The 16,899-nt window shown below is 48.1% G+C and carries 19 protein-coding genes; 15 read left to right on the top strand and 4 right to left on the bottom strand.

Annotated features, from left to right (window positions below):
* Window positions 1–28 precede the first annotated feature (28 nt).
* The 3 genes from WS_RS11285 to WS_RS03585 all read left to right on the top strand — a co-directional run bounded on the left by WS_RS11285 (window position 29) and on the right by WS_RS03585 (window position 2,635).
* Window positions 29–172 carry an IS3 family transposase gene (locus WS_RS11285; RefSeq protein WP_408646045.1) on the top strand — a complete coding sequence of 48 codons (144 nt, stop codon included), beginning with the start codon at window positions 29–31 and terminating at the stop codon, window positions 170–172.
* A gap of 54 nt (window positions 173–226) precedes the next feature.
* Entirely contained in the window at window positions 227–1,189 is a 963-nt protein-coding gene (locus WS_RS03580) for an A/G-specific adenine glycosylase (protein ID WP_011138658.1), read from the top strand.
* Window positions 1,190–1,303: 114 nt separating this feature from the next.
* Complete coding sequence (locus tag WS_RS03585; RefSeq protein ID WP_011138659.1) at window positions 1,304–2,635, top strand: sodium-dependent transporter; 1,332 nt, start codon at window positions 1,304–1,306, stop codon at window positions 2,633–2,635.
* Here WS_RS03585 and WS_RS03590 read toward each other — a convergent pair.
* Both WS_RS03590 and WS_RS03595 read right to left on the bottom strand, forming a co-directional pair.
* On the bottom strand, window positions 2,632–4,713 hold the full coding sequence (locus WS_RS03590; RefSeq protein ID WP_011138660.1) for a TRAP transporter permease: 2,082 nt from the start codon (window positions 4,711–4,713) through the stop codon (window positions 2,632–2,634). The genes WS_RS03585 and WS_RS03590 overlap by 4 nt on opposite strands.
* A 10-nt stretch (window positions 4,714–4,723) precedes the next feature.
* The gene (locus tag WS_RS03595; RefSeq protein WP_011138661.1) at window positions 4,724–5,677 is read right to left on the bottom strand and encodes a TAXI family TRAP transporter solute-binding subunit; all 954 of its coding nucleotides are present in this window, start codon (window positions 5,675–5,677) and stop codon (window positions 4,724–4,726) included.
* Window positions 5,678–6,036: 359 nt separating this feature from the next.
* Here WS_RS03595 and WS_RS03600 point away from each other — a divergent pair, with 359 nt between their 5' ends.
* From WS_RS03600 to WS_RS03655, 12 genes are all read left to right on the top strand, one after another.
* Window positions 6,037–7,257: a c-type cytochrome gene (locus WS_RS03600; protein WP_232013703.1), complete on the top strand. Its 1,221-nt coding sequence runs from the start codon at window positions 6,037–6,039 to the stop codon at window positions 7,255–7,257.
* Window positions 7,258–7,266: 9 nt separating this feature from the next.
* A complete protein-coding gene (locus WS_RS03605) occupies window positions 7,267–8,460 on the top strand; it encodes a hypothetical protein (protein ID WP_011138663.1) in 1,194 nt (397 codons plus the stop codon).
* Between the two features lie 120 nt (window positions 8,461–8,580).
* Entirely contained in the window at window positions 8,581–8,901 is a 321-nt protein-coding gene (locus tag WS_RS03610) for an ArsR/SmtB family transcription factor (RefSeq protein WP_041571730.1), read from the top strand.
* Entirely contained in the window at window positions 8,898–10,151 is a 1,254-nt protein-coding gene (locus WS_RS03615) for an arsenic transporter (protein WP_011138665.1), read from the top strand. The genes WS_RS03610 and WS_RS03615 overlap by 4 nt, the downstream gene beginning before the upstream one ends.
* 26 nt (window positions 10,152–10,177) lie before the next feature.
* Window positions 10,178–10,582: an arsenate reductase ArsC gene (locus tag WS_RS03620; protein WP_011138666.1), complete on the top strand. Its 405-nt coding sequence runs from the start codon at window positions 10,178–10,180 to the stop codon at window positions 10,580–10,582.
* A gap of 1 nt (window position 10,583) precedes the next feature.
* Window positions 10,584–11,522: a permease gene (locus WS_RS03625; protein WP_041571731.1), complete on the top strand. Its 939-nt coding sequence runs from the start codon at window positions 10,584–10,586 to the stop codon at window positions 11,520–11,522.
* Between the two features lie 12 nt (window positions 11,523–11,534).
* Entirely contained in the window at window positions 11,535–11,777 is a 243-nt protein-coding gene (locus WS_RS03630) for a thioredoxin family protein (protein WP_011138668.1), read from the top strand.
* A gap of 1 nt (window position 11,778) precedes the next feature.
* The gene (locus WS_RS03635; protein WP_011138669.1) at window positions 11,779–12,483 is read left to right on the top strand and encodes a cytochrome c biogenesis CcdA family protein; all 705 of its coding nucleotides are present in this window, start codon (window positions 11,779–11,781) and stop codon (window positions 12,481–12,483) included.
* A gap of 19 nt (window positions 12,484–12,502) precedes the next feature.
* On the top strand, window positions 12,503–12,784 hold the full coding sequence (locus WS_RS03640) for a (2Fe-2S)-binding protein (protein ID WP_011138670.1): 282 nt from the start codon (window positions 12,503–12,505) through the stop codon (window positions 12,782–12,784).
* The gene (locus tag WS_RS03645) at window positions 12,785–13,180 is read left to right on the top strand and encodes a thioredoxin family protein (protein ID WP_011138671.1); all 396 of its coding nucleotides are present in this window, start codon (window positions 12,785–12,787) and stop codon (window positions 13,178–13,180) included.
* Between the two features lie 15 nt (window positions 13,181–13,195).
* On the top strand, window positions 13,196–13,639 hold the full coding sequence (locus WS_RS03650) for a rhodanese-like domain-containing protein (RefSeq protein WP_011138672.1): 444 nt from the start codon (window positions 13,196–13,198) through the stop codon (window positions 13,637–13,639).
* A 77-nt stretch (window positions 13,640–13,716) separates the two neighbouring features.
* Entirely contained in the window at window positions 13,717–14,163 is a 447-nt protein-coding gene (locus WS_RS03655; RefSeq protein ID WP_011138673.1) for an arsenate reductase ArsC, read from the top strand.
* Here the strand turns inward: WS_RS03655 and WS_RS03660 are convergent.
* Together WS_RS03660 and WS_RS03665 are read right to left on the bottom strand one after the other, a co-directional pair.
* Window positions 14,153–15,700 (bottom strand): methyl-accepting chemotaxis protein, encoded by a 1,548-nt coding sequence (locus tag WS_RS03660; RefSeq protein WP_041571732.1) that lies wholly within the window; start codon window positions 15,698–15,700, stop codon window positions 14,153–14,155. The genes WS_RS03655 and WS_RS03660 overlap by 11 nt on opposite strands.
* Window positions 15,700–16,539: a phosphate ABC transporter substrate-binding protein gene (locus WS_RS03665; RefSeq protein ID WP_011138675.1), complete on the bottom strand. Its 840-nt coding sequence runs from the start codon at window positions 16,537–16,539 to the stop codon at window positions 15,700–15,702. Before WS_RS03665 ends, WS_RS03660 begins: the two co-directional genes overlap by 1 nt.
* Window positions 16,540–16,899: the final 360 nt, after the last annotated feature.

Below are 16,899 nucleotides of genomic sequence, written 5' to 3' on the forward strand. Positions count from 1 at the left end.
TAGTTTTTGGGGAGGGGTACAACACCACATCAAAGAGGCTTATGAGCAGAGTGGGCGTATTTATGGATATCGAACTGTTACAAAAAATCTTGTGACATCAGGTATTTTAATCAGTAAAAAGCGCGTTGCAAGATTGACGGGTGAGGACCAAAATGTGGCTTCGCAGAATTAGGTTGTGTCTACAAATGCGGGGTCATTCCACACGTTTTTGGCTACAATTCTAGCCATGCACCAAGACGCTCAAACATCTCTTCTTTTGTGGTACCAAGCTAATGGGAGGCATCACCTCCCTTGGCGCCATCCCCTGCACCCCTATGAAATCTTAATTAGCGAGATGATGCTCCAGCAGACGCAAGTCAATACGGTTTTAGAGCGATTCTACTATCCTTTTTTGGAGCGATTCCCGACGCTTGAGAGTATCGCTAGGGCAGAAGAATCGGAGATTCTTTTGGCTTGGCGAGGGCTTGGCTACTACTCTAGAGCAAGAAATCTTCACGCCTTAGCCAAAACCTGCCAGCAGGGACTTCCAAGAAGCGTGAGTGAGCTTGAGGGATTGCCTGGCATTGGCGCTTATACGGCTAGAGCGATCGCCTGTTTTGGTTTTAGAGAGAGTGTGGCCATCCTCGATGGCAACATCAAGCGAATCCTCAGTCGATTCTTTGCTCTTTTGGGGGTGGGCGAGAGAGAGCTATGGAGGAGGGCGGAAGAGTTTTTAAATCCACTCGCCGCCTTTGATCACAATCAAGCGCTCCTTGATGTGGGCGCGCTCCTGTGTAAGCCCAAGAATCCGCTTTGCCAAGAGTGCCCTCTCTCTCCCTGGTGCAAGGGCAAAGAGGATCCCCTGCGATACACCCCTTCTAAGACGAGGCGCTATGAGGAGCTGGAGCTCTTTTATGGAATCTGTATCCAAGAGGGGAGGGTGGCGATGGTGCAGAGTCAAGAGAGGCTTTACAAGGGACTTTGGGGATTTGTGCCGCTTCTAGGGGCGCCTTTAGACTCTTCTAGTCTTGGAATGATTAAGCATGGCTACACCAAATACAAAATCACTGCCCACCTCTATGAGATACGCTCCCTCCCCGGGGATAGTAAGCCCTCTTGGATTCCCCTAGGAGAGCTTGAGCATCTCCCCCTCTCTATTCTCGCACACAAACTTTGGAGCTGCTTTTTGGAACGCTCTAGCCTAAAGTAAAAGATCGCGCGCCCGCCAAAGCCTATTTCATAGACAAAAGAGAGCTCAAAAAAGATTGACTTTTGGATAAAATCCCTTTTTAAGCAAAATCATTTAGGAGTCTCTCTTTTGAGTATGAGTAGATTTTCAAGAATCGGGTTTATTCTCGCAGCGGCGGGGAGCGCTATCGGACTAGGAAATGTCTGGAAGTTTCCCTATATGACGGGGCAAAATGGGGGCGGAGCTTTTGTGGCGATCTTTTTGCTTTCGGTGGTTTTTATCGGATTGACCGTCTTTTTGGCAGAGATGATTCTAGGGAGAACAAGTGAGAAGAATCCTGTCTCCACCTACGAATCGCTCGCACCCCACGGGGGGAGATATTGGAAATACGCGGGCTTTATGATTTTAAGCGGCGTGCTCATTCTCTCTTTTTACTCCGTGGTGGTTGGATGGCTCATCCACTATATTTTTGTCTCTCTTAGCGGACTGCCCTCAAGCGTGAGCGAAGCACAAGGGGTTTTTGGCGAGCTGGTCTCTGAGTCGATTTTCACGCAGGTTTTTTTCCATTTCTTGGTCATTGGCTATTGTGGTTACATTCTCACTCAAGGGGTGAAACAGGGAATTGAGAAGATTAATATGATTCTTATGCCGCTTCTCTTTTTGATCTTTATTGCTCTCCTTTTTTATGCGCTTAGCATGGATAGTTTTGGAAAATCTTTGGCTTTTATGTTCACGCCCCACTGGGAGAAGATCAACGCCAATGTGGTGCTCATGTCCGTAGGACAGGCCTTTTTCACGCTCTCTTTAGGCGTAGGAACGATCATGACCTACTCGGCTTCACTTCCGAAAAAAGGAAATTTTGTCTCCTCTGCTCTCTATGTCGCTTTTCTTGATACGCTTTTGGCGGTGGTGGCGGGCTTGGTGATCTTCACCTTTCTTTTTGAGTTTGGAAGCGACCCTAGCGGGGGACCAGGGCTAGTCTTTATCTCTCTGCCCGTGATTTTTGCGCAGATGGGGCTTGTGGGACAGCTCATCTCACTCCTCTTTTTTATTGCCCTCCTTTTTGCGGGAATCACCTCGGCGATCTCTTTGGCTGAGCCTCTGCTTGGCTATCTTATTGAGAGACGCTCTTGGAAGCGCTCTAAAGCGGTCTGGGCAGTGATGGGTGTGAGTTATGCGCTAGGAGTTTTGGCGATCCTTGGAGGCTCTAAGGCGTATGGCGAGAGTCTGAAATGGGGCGGAAAGAGCATCTTTGATTGGCTTGACTTTGGCAGTTCAGCCTTGCTCATGCCTTTGGCTGGAGTGGCGCTTTGTATTTTTGTGGGGTTTGTGTTGGATAAGAATCGAGTCTATGGGATGTTTGGCGGATATATGCCACCCTTTTTCTTCAAAATCTGGCTTTTTTGTGTGCGTTTTGTCGCGCCTGTGGCTATTTTTATTATCCTCATTCAAGGTCTTAGGGGCTAAACCCCTGCGACCTGATGTTTAAGTTTGTATTTTTGGGAGAGATAGACCCCAAAATAGAAAATCGTTCCTAAAGCGAAAGAGCCTCCCTCTCCAAAAGGCAGAGTCAAAAATTCCCCCATCTGTTCGGGCAAAAGAGTCAAAGGAATCACGGGCAATAAAAGCGCGCGCTCCAAAAGATTGAGGCGTGTGAGGAAATAGCCCTGCACCACTGAGGCAAAGGCAAAAAGACCCGCACACGCCATCGTAAAGATGAGTCCAATCTCAAAAGGATTGGTGATCCAGACCCAGCCATTAGGGTCGCTTGGGTTGGCGGGATTGACCGATTCGATGAGGAGCAGATCGGTGTTGAAAAAGAAGATAAAGGGCAAAATCGCCACCCTCATGTCATACAAGAATCCTTGCACGCCTGTTCTTACAGGGTCTGATTTGGCAATGCCTGCCGCAGCATAGGCGGCGATTCCCACGGGAGGCGTGTCATCGGCAAGGATTCCGAAGTAAAAGACAAAGAGGTGAGCCGCAATCGCTGGGATCAAAAATCCATTATCATGCGCTAGCATCAAAATCACGGGTGCGGTGAGCGAGGCGACGACGATGTAGTTGGCCGTCGTAGGGAGACCCATGCCAAGGATGAGCGACATAAGCGCGGTGAGGGCTAGGACGATGAAGATATTTCCGCCTGAGAGCGTCTCCACAATCTCAGCCAAAACCTGCCCGATTCCCGTGAGCGTCACCGAACCGACAATGATTCCTGCGGTGGCGGTGGCGAGGGCGATGGGAATCATGTTTTTCGCTCCTGTGACCATCCCCCAGAAAATCTCTTCAAATCCGATCAAAAAATCCCGTCTCTCTAAGGGTTCTTGGCGCATGAGCTTCTGGATAGGGCGTTGGGTCGCCATGATGAGCAAAAGCAGCATGATGGCGTTAAACGCAGCGGACATCACCGATTCGTTAAGCACAAGAAGCGTGTAGAGCAAAAAGAAGATGGGAACAAGATAGTGGACCCCAGAGAGAAAGGTTGCAAGCTTAGGGGGGAGCTCCTCTTTAGAGAGCCCTTTGAGCCCAAGTTTGCACGATTCTAAGTGAATGATATAAAAGAGCCCAAAATAGGTCGCAAAGGCAGGAATGGCTGCGGCAAACATGATGTGCGTGTAGTTCATCCCCAAAAACTCGGCGATGATAAAAGCAGCGGCTCCCATGATAGGAGGCATGAGCTGGCCATTCACGCTGGCAGCCACCTCGATAGCAGCGGCCTTTTCGCCTGTCATTCCACTATTTTTCATAAGAGGAATAGTGAAAGTCCCTGTGGTTACAACATTGGCAACGGAAGAGCCTGAAACAACCCCTGTTAGGCCGCTAGCCACGACTGAAGCCTTGGCAGGCCCTCCGCGATATCGACCAAGGAGTGCGTAGGAGAGGTTGATAAAATACTCGCCTGCGCCCGCCTTCTCTAGTAGTGAGCCAAAGAGCACAAAGAGGTAGATAAAGCTAGCGCTCACGCCTAGGGGGACGCCAAAGATTCCCTCAGTAGTGAGAAACATATGACCAGCAAGCTTCTCGATGCTCGCCCCTTTGTGGGCAATGAGGTCGGGCATATAAGGACCAAAGAAGTCATAGATCAAAAAGCAGGAGGCGACGATTCCTAAAGCCAATCCAAGGACGCGGCGACTCGCTTCAAGCAGAATCACCATTGTCAAAAGGGCGATGATGATATCGCGCTCCAAATAGGCTCCAGGGCGCTGGGAGAGCCCATAGAAATCAAGGAAGATATAGAGTGCACCCAAGGAGCCAGCCACCGCCAAGATCACGTCATAGAAGGGGATTTTGCTCTTGTGGGAATCGTGAAAGTGGATAGGATAGAGCAAGAAAGCGAGCATGAGCGCCAATCCTAAGTGGATGGAGCGCGTCATAGTGGAGTTGGTTGGGAAAAAGGCAACATAGAGTTGAAAGATCGACCAGCCAAGCGCCAAGAGAGCAATCCCCCAAAAGAGGAGGGGGCGCTCATGAAGGCGACGCTGGCCTTCTAGCTCTTCGATATGGTCACTAGTGACATGATAGGCTTTTTGTGAAATAAAACTCATCTAGCCAGCCCTACTTTAAAAGACCGACTTTTTTGTAATAGGCCTCAGCCGCAGGATGCAAAGGGGCGCTCAAGCCTTCAAGGAGAGACTCTTTGGTGACGGATTTGTAGGCGGGGTGAAGATTTTTGAACTCATCGAAGTTGTCCAAAATTGCTTTCACGATCGCCTCAACCATCTTGTCGCTTGCTTTAGAGCTTCCCACTAGAACGGCTTTGACTCCTAGGCTATGAACATCTCGATCCACTCCGGGGTAGCTACCTTGGGGGATGATTCCCTTGGCGTAGTAGGGGTATTTTTGGAGGATGGCGTCCACCTTCTCTCCTTTGATATCTACAATATCAACGGGGAGGGAGTTAGCCGCATCGGTGATGTTGGCTGTGGGGTGGCCGACCATATAGAAATAGCCATCAATCTTCTTATCTTTAAGCGCCATAGGGCACTCAGGAGCGGTGAGCACCCCTGCTTGGGCTAGGTCGCTCTTTTTGATTCCAAAGGCATCAAAGACGATCAAGCCAGTGGCTTCATTGCCGCTGCCGGGATTGCCCACATTGATCTTTTTGCCTTTGACATCCTCTAGCTTGGCGATTCCAGAGGCCTTGGAGACCACAAGTGCAAGGAGCTCTGGATAGATTGCCATGACGCTTCTTAGCTCTTTATTGGGTTTGCCTTCAAACTTGTCTAGACCATTATAGGCGTTGTAGACTACATCGCTTTGCACGGTTCCAAAGTCGAGCTCGCCGCTCATGATGCTGTTGACATTATAAACAGAGCCACCCGTGGATTCGACACTGCACCTTAGATTGTTGGTTTTGCGCTCTTTGTTCACCAGGCGGCAGATAGCGCCTCCTGTGGGATAATAAGTTCCCGTGACTCCCCCTGTGCCGATGGTGAAGAACTCTGCGGCTTGGAGGCTGGAGGTGACAAGGAGAGCGGACAGACCTAGAAGACTGAGAGATTTTTTCATGGAAACTCCTTTTTGGGTGATTTGAAGTGTGTTGGAAATATTGTAGCCAAAAAGTGCCTAAGAAAAGTGCTCAAAAGTTGAGCAGAAGGGGCGAAGTAAGCTTGAGCTTAGCTCGATTTAGAATGAGGATATTTTTTATCATTTAACATAAAAATAATATTCAAAATATTCATTAACGGATAAATAACATTGATGAATATAATTTCATTTGTGATAAAAAATAAACAGAGAAAGGATGGGTCATGGATATGGTTGGGCAATTCCCACTATTTTATTTTCCAGAATATGGCAGCGCCTGGATGATGGGGGTGACGGGGACGATACATATGTTAGCGTCACACACCTCCGTAGGAGCGGCGATGCTGTTCGCTTTTTTGGCGTACAAAGCATATAAAGAGGATCGAAGCGATCTCTATCCGTATATGAAAAAATATGGAATGTTTTTGTTGATTTTCTCTTATGTGATTGGCTCTATCACTGGGCCTGGAATATGGTACACCGCGACTGCTGCAAGCCCTAGGGGGATTAGCGCGCTGATTCATAACTTTGTCTGGGTTTGGGCGACAGAGTGGGTCTTTTTCGTCTATGAGGTTATCGGGGTGTTTGCATTGGTCTATTTCATGGACAAGATCGATCGCAAAACCCACCTCAAACTCACCTTCTCTTTCGCGATTGCTTCGGTGGGCACGCTAGCGCTCATCATCGGAATCATTAGCTTCATGATGTGGCCTGGAACGGAGGCGTTTTATGCGACAGGAAGCGCGAGTGACGCCTTTTTTGGGGTGAATACCTTCCCTCATATGTTCTTAAGAATCGGCTTTATGATCATGATGTCAGGGGTGATTGGGATGCTCATCTCTAGCGCGATGAAAAGGGAGAATCCTGAGCTCTCAGACGAACTCACCAAAACCATGGGCTATGTGAGCATGATAGGCGGTTTTGTCACGCTATTTTTCTTTATGTGGTATATGGGAACGCTCCCTGAAAATGCCTACGCGGTCTTTGCTTTCCAAAAAGATCAAATCATTCTCAATCGCCTCTACCTCACTGCGCTCTTTTCGCTCTACTTTATTTTGGCGATTCTGAAACCTCGATTCATCTCTGTACCTCTGGCGAGTGCGATGATTTTCGTGATTCTCATCGGGGGGCTTTGGCAAGGAGAAAAGTTGCGAGAGAGCATGAGAAAGCCCTATGTAGCAGGGCAATATATCTATTCCAATCAGCTCATTAGCCGTGATGTGGAGGGCAAGGGAATCAAGAATGAATTGCCTCTTATCGCCGAAAAAGGGCTCCTTGTGGCGACTCCATGGATTCCTGAACACCTAAAAAATCTCACAGAGGGCAATCAGCTCGAAGCGGGTGAGCTTTTGGTGAAAATGTCTTGCTCTCACTGCCACTCACTGGAAAAAACAGGGGTTTATCGACCTCTTCAAGCCAGACTCCAAGGAATGCCTAAAGAGGGAATCAAGGCGATTATTGATTCGATAGGAGAGGGTGCCTTCTTGTATATGCCAAAGTTGGCGTTACCTGAAGATGAAAAAGAGGCGATGGCCGCGTGGCTAGCCGCACAAAACTACTAAGGAGAAGATATGGACGCATCTGTTTTGCTGGCTCTAAGAGACCCTGCGGGAGTCCCTTTTTATCCTGTGGTGTTTCAGGCTCTCTATATTTTGACGTGGGCGCTGCACATCGCCTTTGTTCTGCTTGCTTTGGGAAGTTTGGCGCTTTCACTCTATGGCTCAACACGGCAAAAAGGCGATGAGAATTGGAGAATTTTGACGCCCCATCTCATCCAAACGGGTAAAATCAGTGTTTCGATTCTGATTGTTTTGGGGGTTGCTCCGCTGCTTTTCACGCAGGTGATCTATGATCCTAACTGGTATGTCGCCAACACGCTATCAGGAATGTGGGTCTTCACCTTTGTCTATGCACTCGTGGTGGGATACTCGGTCTATTATTGGTACAGTTACGCCAACAAAGCCCAAAAAGGTGGCGGGACTCTTATTGGGGCAGCTTCTTTCTTGATTCTTGTTTTTTGTGGGATTTTGATGCACAACTTCGCACTCACTTCGATCATGCCCCAGGATTGGATGAGTATGTATGCGCCTAATGGCAAAGTCGATACAAGTGGTTGGGTGTTCAATATGGATGTGATTCGACTCGCTTTCATGGTGAGTCTAGCGCTGCCTGTGATCGGAATCTTTTTACAAAACTACGCCCAATTTGTGAGCACAAGGAGTGACTTCTCTAAAGCCTATGTAGAATTCACCCAAACTCTTGGCACGAGATTGGCAGTAGCGGGTCTTTTGCTTAGTGCGGTGCTCTTTTTGCTCTGGATGTGGAGCGTGGATTATCTTTTCAGCCCCCTTTCTATTGCTATTGTGGTGGGCGTTTTGGGGCTTTTGGCTTTGAGCGCCAAAAATAGCAACAGCTACCTTACGACAGGCGTGCTGGTGGTGGTCGCTCTTTTGATTTCAGGAATGCGAGAGCTGATTCGCTTTGATCTTATGGTGGGGCTTGGCTATAACATCTATGACTATCCCGTGAATCTAGAGATTCCTTCCATCGTGATGTTCTTGCTCACTTTCTTGATCATGGGCGGAGTCGGAGTGGCTTTCTTGCTCACGATGGCGTGGAAAGTAGGAAAGAATCAGGGCGTGTTTGACGCCAGCCAAGATGTCGTGGTGAGCAAGCTCGCCAACTACACCTTGGGAATCATGACCGCGTGGATGGTGATCTATTTTGCGTGGGGCATGGGAGTGCTGTTTAAAAACGTGCTTTAATCAAATGCTGCAGAGGACTCCTTTGGAGCTCCTCTCCCTCTTTTCTTAAGCTTTTCCGCAGTTATTCATATATAAAATTTCGTATATGTTTATATGAGAAAAGAGCGGGAGGGTTTTGGAATGGATGAGCTGCTCAAGATCGGCTTTGCCACAAGCGATGAGACGCGTCTTAGGATTTTAGCCTTTTTGGTGCGAGAGGGAGAGTGTTGTGTCTGTGAGCTAGAGGCCTCCTTGGGGATTTTTCAATCAAGAATCTCAAGGCATCTCAAGATTCTTAAAGAGGCGGGATTTTTAGAGGTGAAACGCGAGGGGAAGTGGGCCTATTACGCCCTCGCTTCTCAAGCTCCCTTACAAGCGCTTTTCATCGAGCAGATATCCAAGCTCTCCCTTCCTCTTCCCCCTAAGATCTCTGCGTGTGAGATCAAAGGAGAAGAATCGTGAGTCTAGCTTTAGCGATTTTTATTTTGACCATTGTGCTTGTTATCTGGCAGCCTAGGGGTATTGGCTTTGGCACCGTGGCGGTGATGGGAGCGATCGTGTCGCTTTTGCTTGGGACGGTGAGCCTAGGGGATGCGCTTGAGGTGACGGGAATTGTTTGGGATGCAACCTTGGCCTTTATTGGAATCATTATCCTCTCTTTGGTGCTTGATCAGATTGGATTCTTTGAGTGGAGCGCGCTCCATATGGCTCGACTCTCCAGAGGTAATGGGAATTTGATGTTTGTCTATATGCTGGTTTTAGGAGCCCTAGTCTCGGCTTTTTTTGCCAATGATGGTGCCGCGCTCATCCTCACCCCGATTCTTCTAGCGCAGATGCACTATCTCCGTGCCTCTTCCAAGGCCACTCTCGCCTTTTTGCTGGCGGGGGGCTTTATCGCTGATAGTGCGAGCAACCCTTTGGTGATCTCTAATCTCACTAATATTGTCACAGCGGGCTATTTTGGGATTGGATTTTTAGAGTATGCTAGGGTGATGTTTTTCCCCAATCTTCTCTCCATCCTCGCTTCTATTGCGGTGCTTTGGCTCTTTTTTAGGCGAGCGATTCCTGCTTATGTGGAGATAGAATCGCTTCCCAAACCAAGCAGTGCCATCAAGAGCCCTGTGATGTTTAAGCTTAGCTGGTATTTTCTCGCGCTTCTTTTGGTGGGCTATTTTATCGGGGATATCTATCATCTTCCCGTCTCGCTTTTTGCCCTAGGCGGAGCACTCCTCTTTTTGCTTTTGGCGACTCTCTATAGGGCGACTGATCCCCTCTTGGTTTTAAAGAGCGCCCCCTGGCAGGTGGTCTGGTTTAGTATCGGGCTTTATATTGTGGTCTTTGGGCTTAAAAATGCGGGACTCACCGATGAGATTGGCAAGATTTTGTCATGGCTTCACACCCAGGGAGAGGCTGCATCTATTGTGGGAACGGGCTTTTTGGCGGCCTTTTTGAGTAGTGTGATGAACAATATGCCCACCATCATGGTGATGGATATCGCCATTGATCATATGGGCGAGAGTTCGTTGGCCTATGCGAATATTCTAGGCTGCAACTTGGGGCCCAAAATGACTCCTATTGGCTCTTTGGCGACTCTTCTTTGGCTCCATGTGTTGGCGCAAAAAGGGGTCAGGGTGACTTGGGGGGCTTATATGAAGGTGGGGCTAATCATCACGCCTCCCGTGCTTTTTGTGGCGCTTTTGGGGCTACTGTAGAGTTGAATTGAAAAAAGGAATGAGGGATGAAAAAAGTATTGATTCTATGCACGGGCAACTCTTGCCGAAGCATTCTCGCTGAAGCGCTCATTAACGCTCGCTATGAGGGGAAGATCAAAGCCTATAGCGCGGGAGTGCGCGCCAATGGCAAGGTCAATCCAAACGCCAAGCAGCTTCTTTGCCAGAGGGGAATCTGGAGGGAGGAGTATCACAGCAAGACGCTAGAGAGCGTGATGGGGGAGGAGTTTGATTTGGTGGTGAGCGTGTGCGATCACGCCAAAGAGAGCTGCCCTCTCTTTCCTGTGCCCATAGAGAGGCTCCATCAAAGCTTCCCTGATCCTGATGGAAGGCCAATGGAGGTGTTTGAGAGAGTCTATGAATCGATAGAGCGGGAGCTGTTGCCCAAAATCGCCGCAAAGTTGGGGGTCTAGCGTGTGGTTAGAGCTAGTGGATGGATGGTTTGAAGGGCTGGATCGAAGCAATCCTCTCATTGAGGCGGCGCATTTTTTTATCTATGACACAGGCAAAATTTTTGCCCTGCTCTTGGGGGTGGTCTTTTTGGTTTCACTCCTTAGGAGCTACTTTCCTATAGAGAGGGTGCGAGACTATTTGGCGAATAAAAGTCCGCTATTAGGGCATATCATGGCGGCAATTTTTGGCTTTGTGACCCCTTTTTGCAGTTGTAGTGCCATTCCCCTTTTTATTGGATTCTTGCAGGCGCGTATTCCCTTGGGCGTGGTCTTTAGTTATCTCATCTCGGCACCCATGAACAATGAGATCGCTTTTGTGTTGATTTTAGGGCTTTTTGGCTGGAAAGTGGCGCTGCTTTATACGGGACTTGGGATTCTTGTGGCGGTGGTGGCAGGAATTATTCTTGGGAGAATGAGGTTGGAGAAAGAGATTCTCATCGAAGTGAAACCCGCCTCCAGTGCTTTTGAGGTAGAGATTCCCAAGCTTTTGGAGCGCATCAAAGAGGCGTGGAATCACACCCTAGAGCTCTTTAAAAAGATTGCTCCTTTTGTGTTGGTTGGAATTGGTCTTGGGGCGTTTATTCATGGGTATGTGCCTAGCGAGTTTGTGCTTAAGTGGGCGGGAGGCGATTCTTGGTACGCGGTGCCTTTGGCGGTGCTTATTGGTGCACCGATGTACAACAACGCCGTTTCAATCATTCCACTGGTAGAGGTTTTGATTAACAAAGGGATGCTCTTTGGCACAGCCCTTAGCTTTATGATGGCCACGAGCACCTTTTCTTTGCCTGAAGGAATCATGCTCAAACGCCTTATGAGCTGGAAGCTCTTGGCGCTTTTTTATGGAATCACCGCCCTTGGAATCATCATTAATGGCTATCTCTTTAATTTTATTTTGCACTAAAAGGAGTTCATCATGAAAATCGAAATTCTAGGCACAGGGTGCACCAAATGCAAAGCCCTTTTTGAGGCGACCAAAGAGGCGGTAGCCCAAAGTGGCAAGTTCGCACAGATTGAGAAGGTGGAGGATATCCAAAAGATCATGGGCTATGGAGTGATGAGCACGCCCGCGCTAGTGGTGGATGGTGTGGTGAAGCTTAGTGGCAAAGTGCCCAGCGTGGATGAGTTAAAGAGGGTGCTCTTAGAGGGGAAGGAGTAGGGTGGAGGAGCTGGTTTTAAGCTGGCTTGAAAGTGGAGGCTTTTGGCTTTATGCGGGGGCTTTTGGTGCGGGGGCGATCACTTCGCTTGCCCCCTGTTCGATTGTGAGCGTTCCGCTCTTGGTGGGAAGTGCGTTGGGATTGAGCGCAAAGATGAATGAGAAGAGCCGATTCTTGTTCAGTCTAATCTTTTCGCTCCTTTTTGCAAGTGGAGTGGCGACGAGCTTTTTCCTGCTAGCACTTTTAGTGGCTAAGGCGGGATTTCTCTTTTCTATTGCTCCTTTGTGGGCTTATGGCGGTGCAGGAGTGCTGGCGATGCTTTTAGGGGTTTATGCGATGGGATGGCTGCCCGAAATGACTCATAGGGGGGCTTGGTTTGAGCCTCTTTTGAGATGGAGATGGATTGGAGTTTTTGGGATGGGGGTGATTTTTGGACTGGTGAGCACTCCTTGTGCCTCTGCCCCTTTGGTGGCCATTATTGCTTTGGCATCAGCCCTAGAAGGACGCGAGGGGTATGTGGCGGTGCTCCTCTTTGCTTTGGGACACTCTTTGCTTCTTTTAATGGCAGGGGTTTGGGTCAGTTTTGCCCAAAAAATCGCTTCAAGCTCTTTTTGGGGAGGATTTTCTACGCTTTTGAGGAAGATATTAGCATGGATGATGTTGGTGGTGGCAGGCTATTTCTTCTACCAAGGATGGTTACAGCTGTGATCAAAATAGAGAGAAGAGAATGAATCAGGATAGGTGTTCGTGCTGTGATGGGGGTTTGCCCAAGGAGGGTTTCTCTGAATCTCAGACTAGGAGTCTCAAGGGGGATGATTTAGTCTGCTATTGCGAGGGAGTAACCTATCAAGAGATCATCGAGGCTATCAAGCAAGGGGCAACAAATGTTCGCGAGGTGGCTCAGGCAACAGGGGCGTGCAAAAGTGCAGGGAGATGCGGAGAGCTCAACCCTAAAGGGCGCTGTTGTGCGATTGATATTTTGGAGATTCTTCAAGAGAGCGAGGGATAGATGAGGGGGATGCTAAGAGGAATAGGGAGTGTGCTTTTGGTAGGGCTTTTGCTAGGATGTGGGAATCAAAAAGAGGCGATTCCCATATCCTCGCCCTATGCTAAAGCGATGGCCTTAAGGGGGCAGGGGCAAAGCTTGATGCTTGAAGTAGGGGCAAGCTCCTGCTATGCCTGTATCGAGATGAAGCAGCTGATCGATAAGCTCCACCAAGAGAATCCCAGCCATCAAATTTTTGTGATTAATCTCAATGAAGAGCGTGAAGTAGCCAAGATTCTTAAGATTCAAGTGATTCCGACTCAAATCGTCTATGACGCTTCAGGGGAAGAAGTTTGGCGTCATGTGGGAGGATTGGGCGAATTGGAGTTGCGTGAGTTGGTGCAAAAGTATGGAATCTAATAAAGGAGAGATAAAATGAGGGGATGGAAGAGTCTCTTTGGTGTGGTTGTGATGACTCTTGGTTTACAGGCGCAGACGCTGGAGCTTGGCTCTTATTTAGAGCGCTTTGATTACAAAGAGCGTGAAGAGATGAAGATTAAGTTAGCGGAGGCGCTTGCTCTTTATGAAGCGGGAGAGGCGGAGATTTTGGATATTCGTTTTCAGGAAGAGTGGGAGGTTTGGCGCTTGGGATTTGGTAAACACATCCCCCTTCCTGAGCTCCCTGGGCGCTTGGGAGAGCTGGATAAAAAACGACTGATTATTACGATTTGTCCCCACTATGATCGAGCTCTTATGGCGCGCCTCTATTTGGTGACTCAGGGGTTTAAGGCGCGATATTTAAGCGACGGAATGTTAGGGATGGTGGGCTATCTTCGAGGAGCTAATGCCAAAGAGTTTTTGGAAGAGATCAAGAGATGAAGATGTAATGGTAAAGTTACCGAGATGGCGTATTATAGGGGATCGAAAGAGAAAAAGTTTTCAAAAAAGGAACTCCCATGAGCCATGCTCACAAGACTAAAGTCCTCTTTGTCTGTATTCATAATAGTGCCCGTAGCCAGATGGCTGAAGCCTTTTTGCGCGCCCTAGGGGGAGAGGAGTTTGAGGCGGAGAGCGCAGGCTTTGAGCCGGGGATTCTTAACCCTCTAGCGGTGAGCACGATGCAAGAGGTTGGGATTGATATTAGCCATCATACCCCCCAGAGTGTTTTTGAGCTTTTCAAGCAGGGCAAACGCTACAACTATGTGATCACGGTGTGTGATGAGAGCAGTGCGGAGCGATGCCCTCTCTTTCCGGGAGCGGTAGAGAGAATCCATTGGAGTTTCAAAGATCCCTCCTCGCTCACAGGAAGCGAAGAAGAGAAAAGGAGTGTAGTCGCCCTCATTCGAGAGGAGATTAAGAGTGCTGTAGCTGGATTTATCGCGACTCATCGCGCTAGGTCGTGAACTGATTGAGCTTAGCGTTAAGCGCGGTCGATTTTTCACGAAGGCTTGTGATTTCTCCACAGACAGATTGAAGCTCTTTGAGATTGTGGTCCACGAGGTTTTTGATGCTCGCCACCTCTTTGAGAATCTGATCTGTTCCTGCGTCCACTCGTTCCGAGTTTTGCGCGGCCATCTTCGAGCTCTCTATTGTGTGGGACATGAGGGATTCGGTCTCTTGGATGGTCTGCTGAATCGAAGCGGCGATGGAAATGAGTGCAGTGATGCTTTGGGCGTTCTTATCCATCGTAGCGCTGGAATCTTTAACGCCTTGGTTGATGGTGTTGAGGGTTACTGAAATATCGGAGAGACTACTTTGGGTTCTCTCGGCTAGCTTTCTCACCTCATCCGCCACCACGGCAAATCCTCTTCCATGCTCCCCCGCTCTTGCGGCTTCTATGGCGGCATTGAGCGCTAGAAGGTTGGTTTGATCGGCGATATCTCCGATGATGCGCAAAATCTCTTTGGCATTATCGGCTTGCTTGGCAAGATCACTAAGCGATTGAGCAAGGTCGAGCTGTTCTTTGGCTCGGGTTTGGATGGTTTCATTCATCGAATCAATTCGATTTTTTACCTCTTCAAGCTGATTTTCCGTCTCTTGGTGTTGAGTTAAGGTGTGGACTGATTCTTCTTTGGTGGCCGAAGAGATGGCTTTGATCTCTTTGGCATCATTGATCATTTGCTCTAGGCTTCGATTCTCATTTTCGATGGCAACAGAGACCTTGGCATTGCGCCGCACCACCTCGCCAATGACTGTGAGATTTTGCACTGAGACCTGTTTAGAATCGGAGATAATTTCATGGGCTTTGTGGATGAATTTATTGATGGAGCGAGTAGCCTTGGCTAGTTCATCATCCCCTCGAACGGGTATTTGAAGGGTCAAATCTCCCTCTCCACTGGCTAATCCCTCTAGAGAATCGGTCGTTTTGGCCAAGTCGGCGGTGATCTTAAAGACCATCCCAATGATTCCCGCAAAAAGGAGCGTGAAAAGCAGGGAAGCTAGAGTCATGAAAGCTTGTATTGAACTTTGGGTGTTCTCCATGCTTTGATTAATAAGGGTTTCGATATGGGCTAGTTTGCCATCGATCTTGGCTTGGGAGGCGTTGATCTGAGAGAGGCGCTGGTTGGCCTCCTCTTTGCGTTGCTCTAAAAAGAGTGAGCTAATGGAGACCAAAGAGGCATAGTATTTAGTGTACTCCTCGTGGAGGAGAGCGCTTACCTCCCTCTCTTTATAGCTCATACGATCGATTCCATCAAAGATGGCCAGCGAAGTGAGAGAGGCTTGAATAAAATAGGATTCTTCATTCATCAAGATTCCCGTTTTGATCTCGGAGGCGACTTGATAAACGGAAACTTTTATGTCATGGAGGGTGTTTTTGATTCCAATTTGATCATAAATCTTAAAGAAGATCATCCAGTAGATGGAGGCAAAAACGACAAAATTGATCAGTCCGACAATAAAATAGGGAAAAAGTAGCTTAAATTTAAGACTTTTAAGCATCATTTATCCTTTGTAATGGGCAAAAATCCAAAAGATTGGACGATCTTTTGCCCTTCTTGGCTGAGGATGAAATCAATAAAAGGGGCGATTTCTGGGTTTTCGGCATTTTTATGATAGGCAAGATTGAGACCTCGAACAATAGGATATTTCTCGCTTTGAATGCTCTCTTTGGTGGGAACGATTCCATCTAGAGAGAGAATCTTAATAGGGGAGCCCGCCTTAATGGAGAGATCGGCTGTGCCTGAGGAGACATAGCCAATGGCGGACTTCATGCCTGCGGTGAGTGTGATGGATTCGAGATTGGAGCCAATATCAAAGCGCTCTTTAGCGATGGAGTTTTCGAGTTTGGCATTGGGGCGATTGGGGTGGGTGAGCTTAGAGTAGCCCTCAAAGAGCTCTAGAGTACTTCGTCCAATCTCTTTGTTTATCAGCATGATCTTCCCCCCTTCGCTCCATCCAAGCTCTCGCCACTCCCTGATCTTGCCGCTATAGATATCGGCGACCTGCTTTTGGGTGAGGGCGGTCAGGGGGTTGTGTTGATTGACGATGATGGCCAGAGCGTCAAAGCCAATGGTCACCTTGATGAGTGACTGCTCCTCTTTAGCGCTGAGGCTACGAGAAGCCATGCCAATGTCGTTGAGGTGTTCAATCGAATCTTTCATTCCTTTTCCGCTTCCGCCGGCGCTAATGTTGAAGGCGACAGAGTGATTTTTGGCGTATTCTGAGGCGGATTTTTCGATAATAGGCTGAATCGTGCTTGCCCCTGTGATTTTAAGGGAGGCTGCTCCCAAAAAAAGGGGTATTAAATAGGGAATAAGCCAAATAGGACTCTTTTTCATGGTCTTGGGTGACTCCTTTTGAAGGTTTGCTGCTCCTAGTATATAGCAATATAACGAAATATATCAATATATCTAATAATTATTTTAAGCTAGGAGGGCGAGCCGTGCAGAACTACACAAAAAAACGGGGAGAGGGAAGGAGGAAAATTATGCAATCACGCACTCGCCCAGAGCTCGCAACCATGGGGGATGATTGCGAGTGAATGATTTTATCAAAATATATTGATATATAACTATAAAAAGTAAATTAATTTTTGATTTGTTGTGCAACAAACAATGGATTAATTAAGATTGAATAGAGAGTGATAAAATATTTCTTTAACAAAATATCAAGAAGTGTTGATATATCGTTACCGAGAT

Origin of the sequence: Wolinella succinogenes DSM 1740, from assembly GCF_000196135.1 — a bacterium.
Classification (GTDB): domain Bacteria; phylum Campylobacterota; class Campylobacteria; order Campylobacterales; family Helicobacteraceae; genus Wolinella; species Wolinella succinogenes.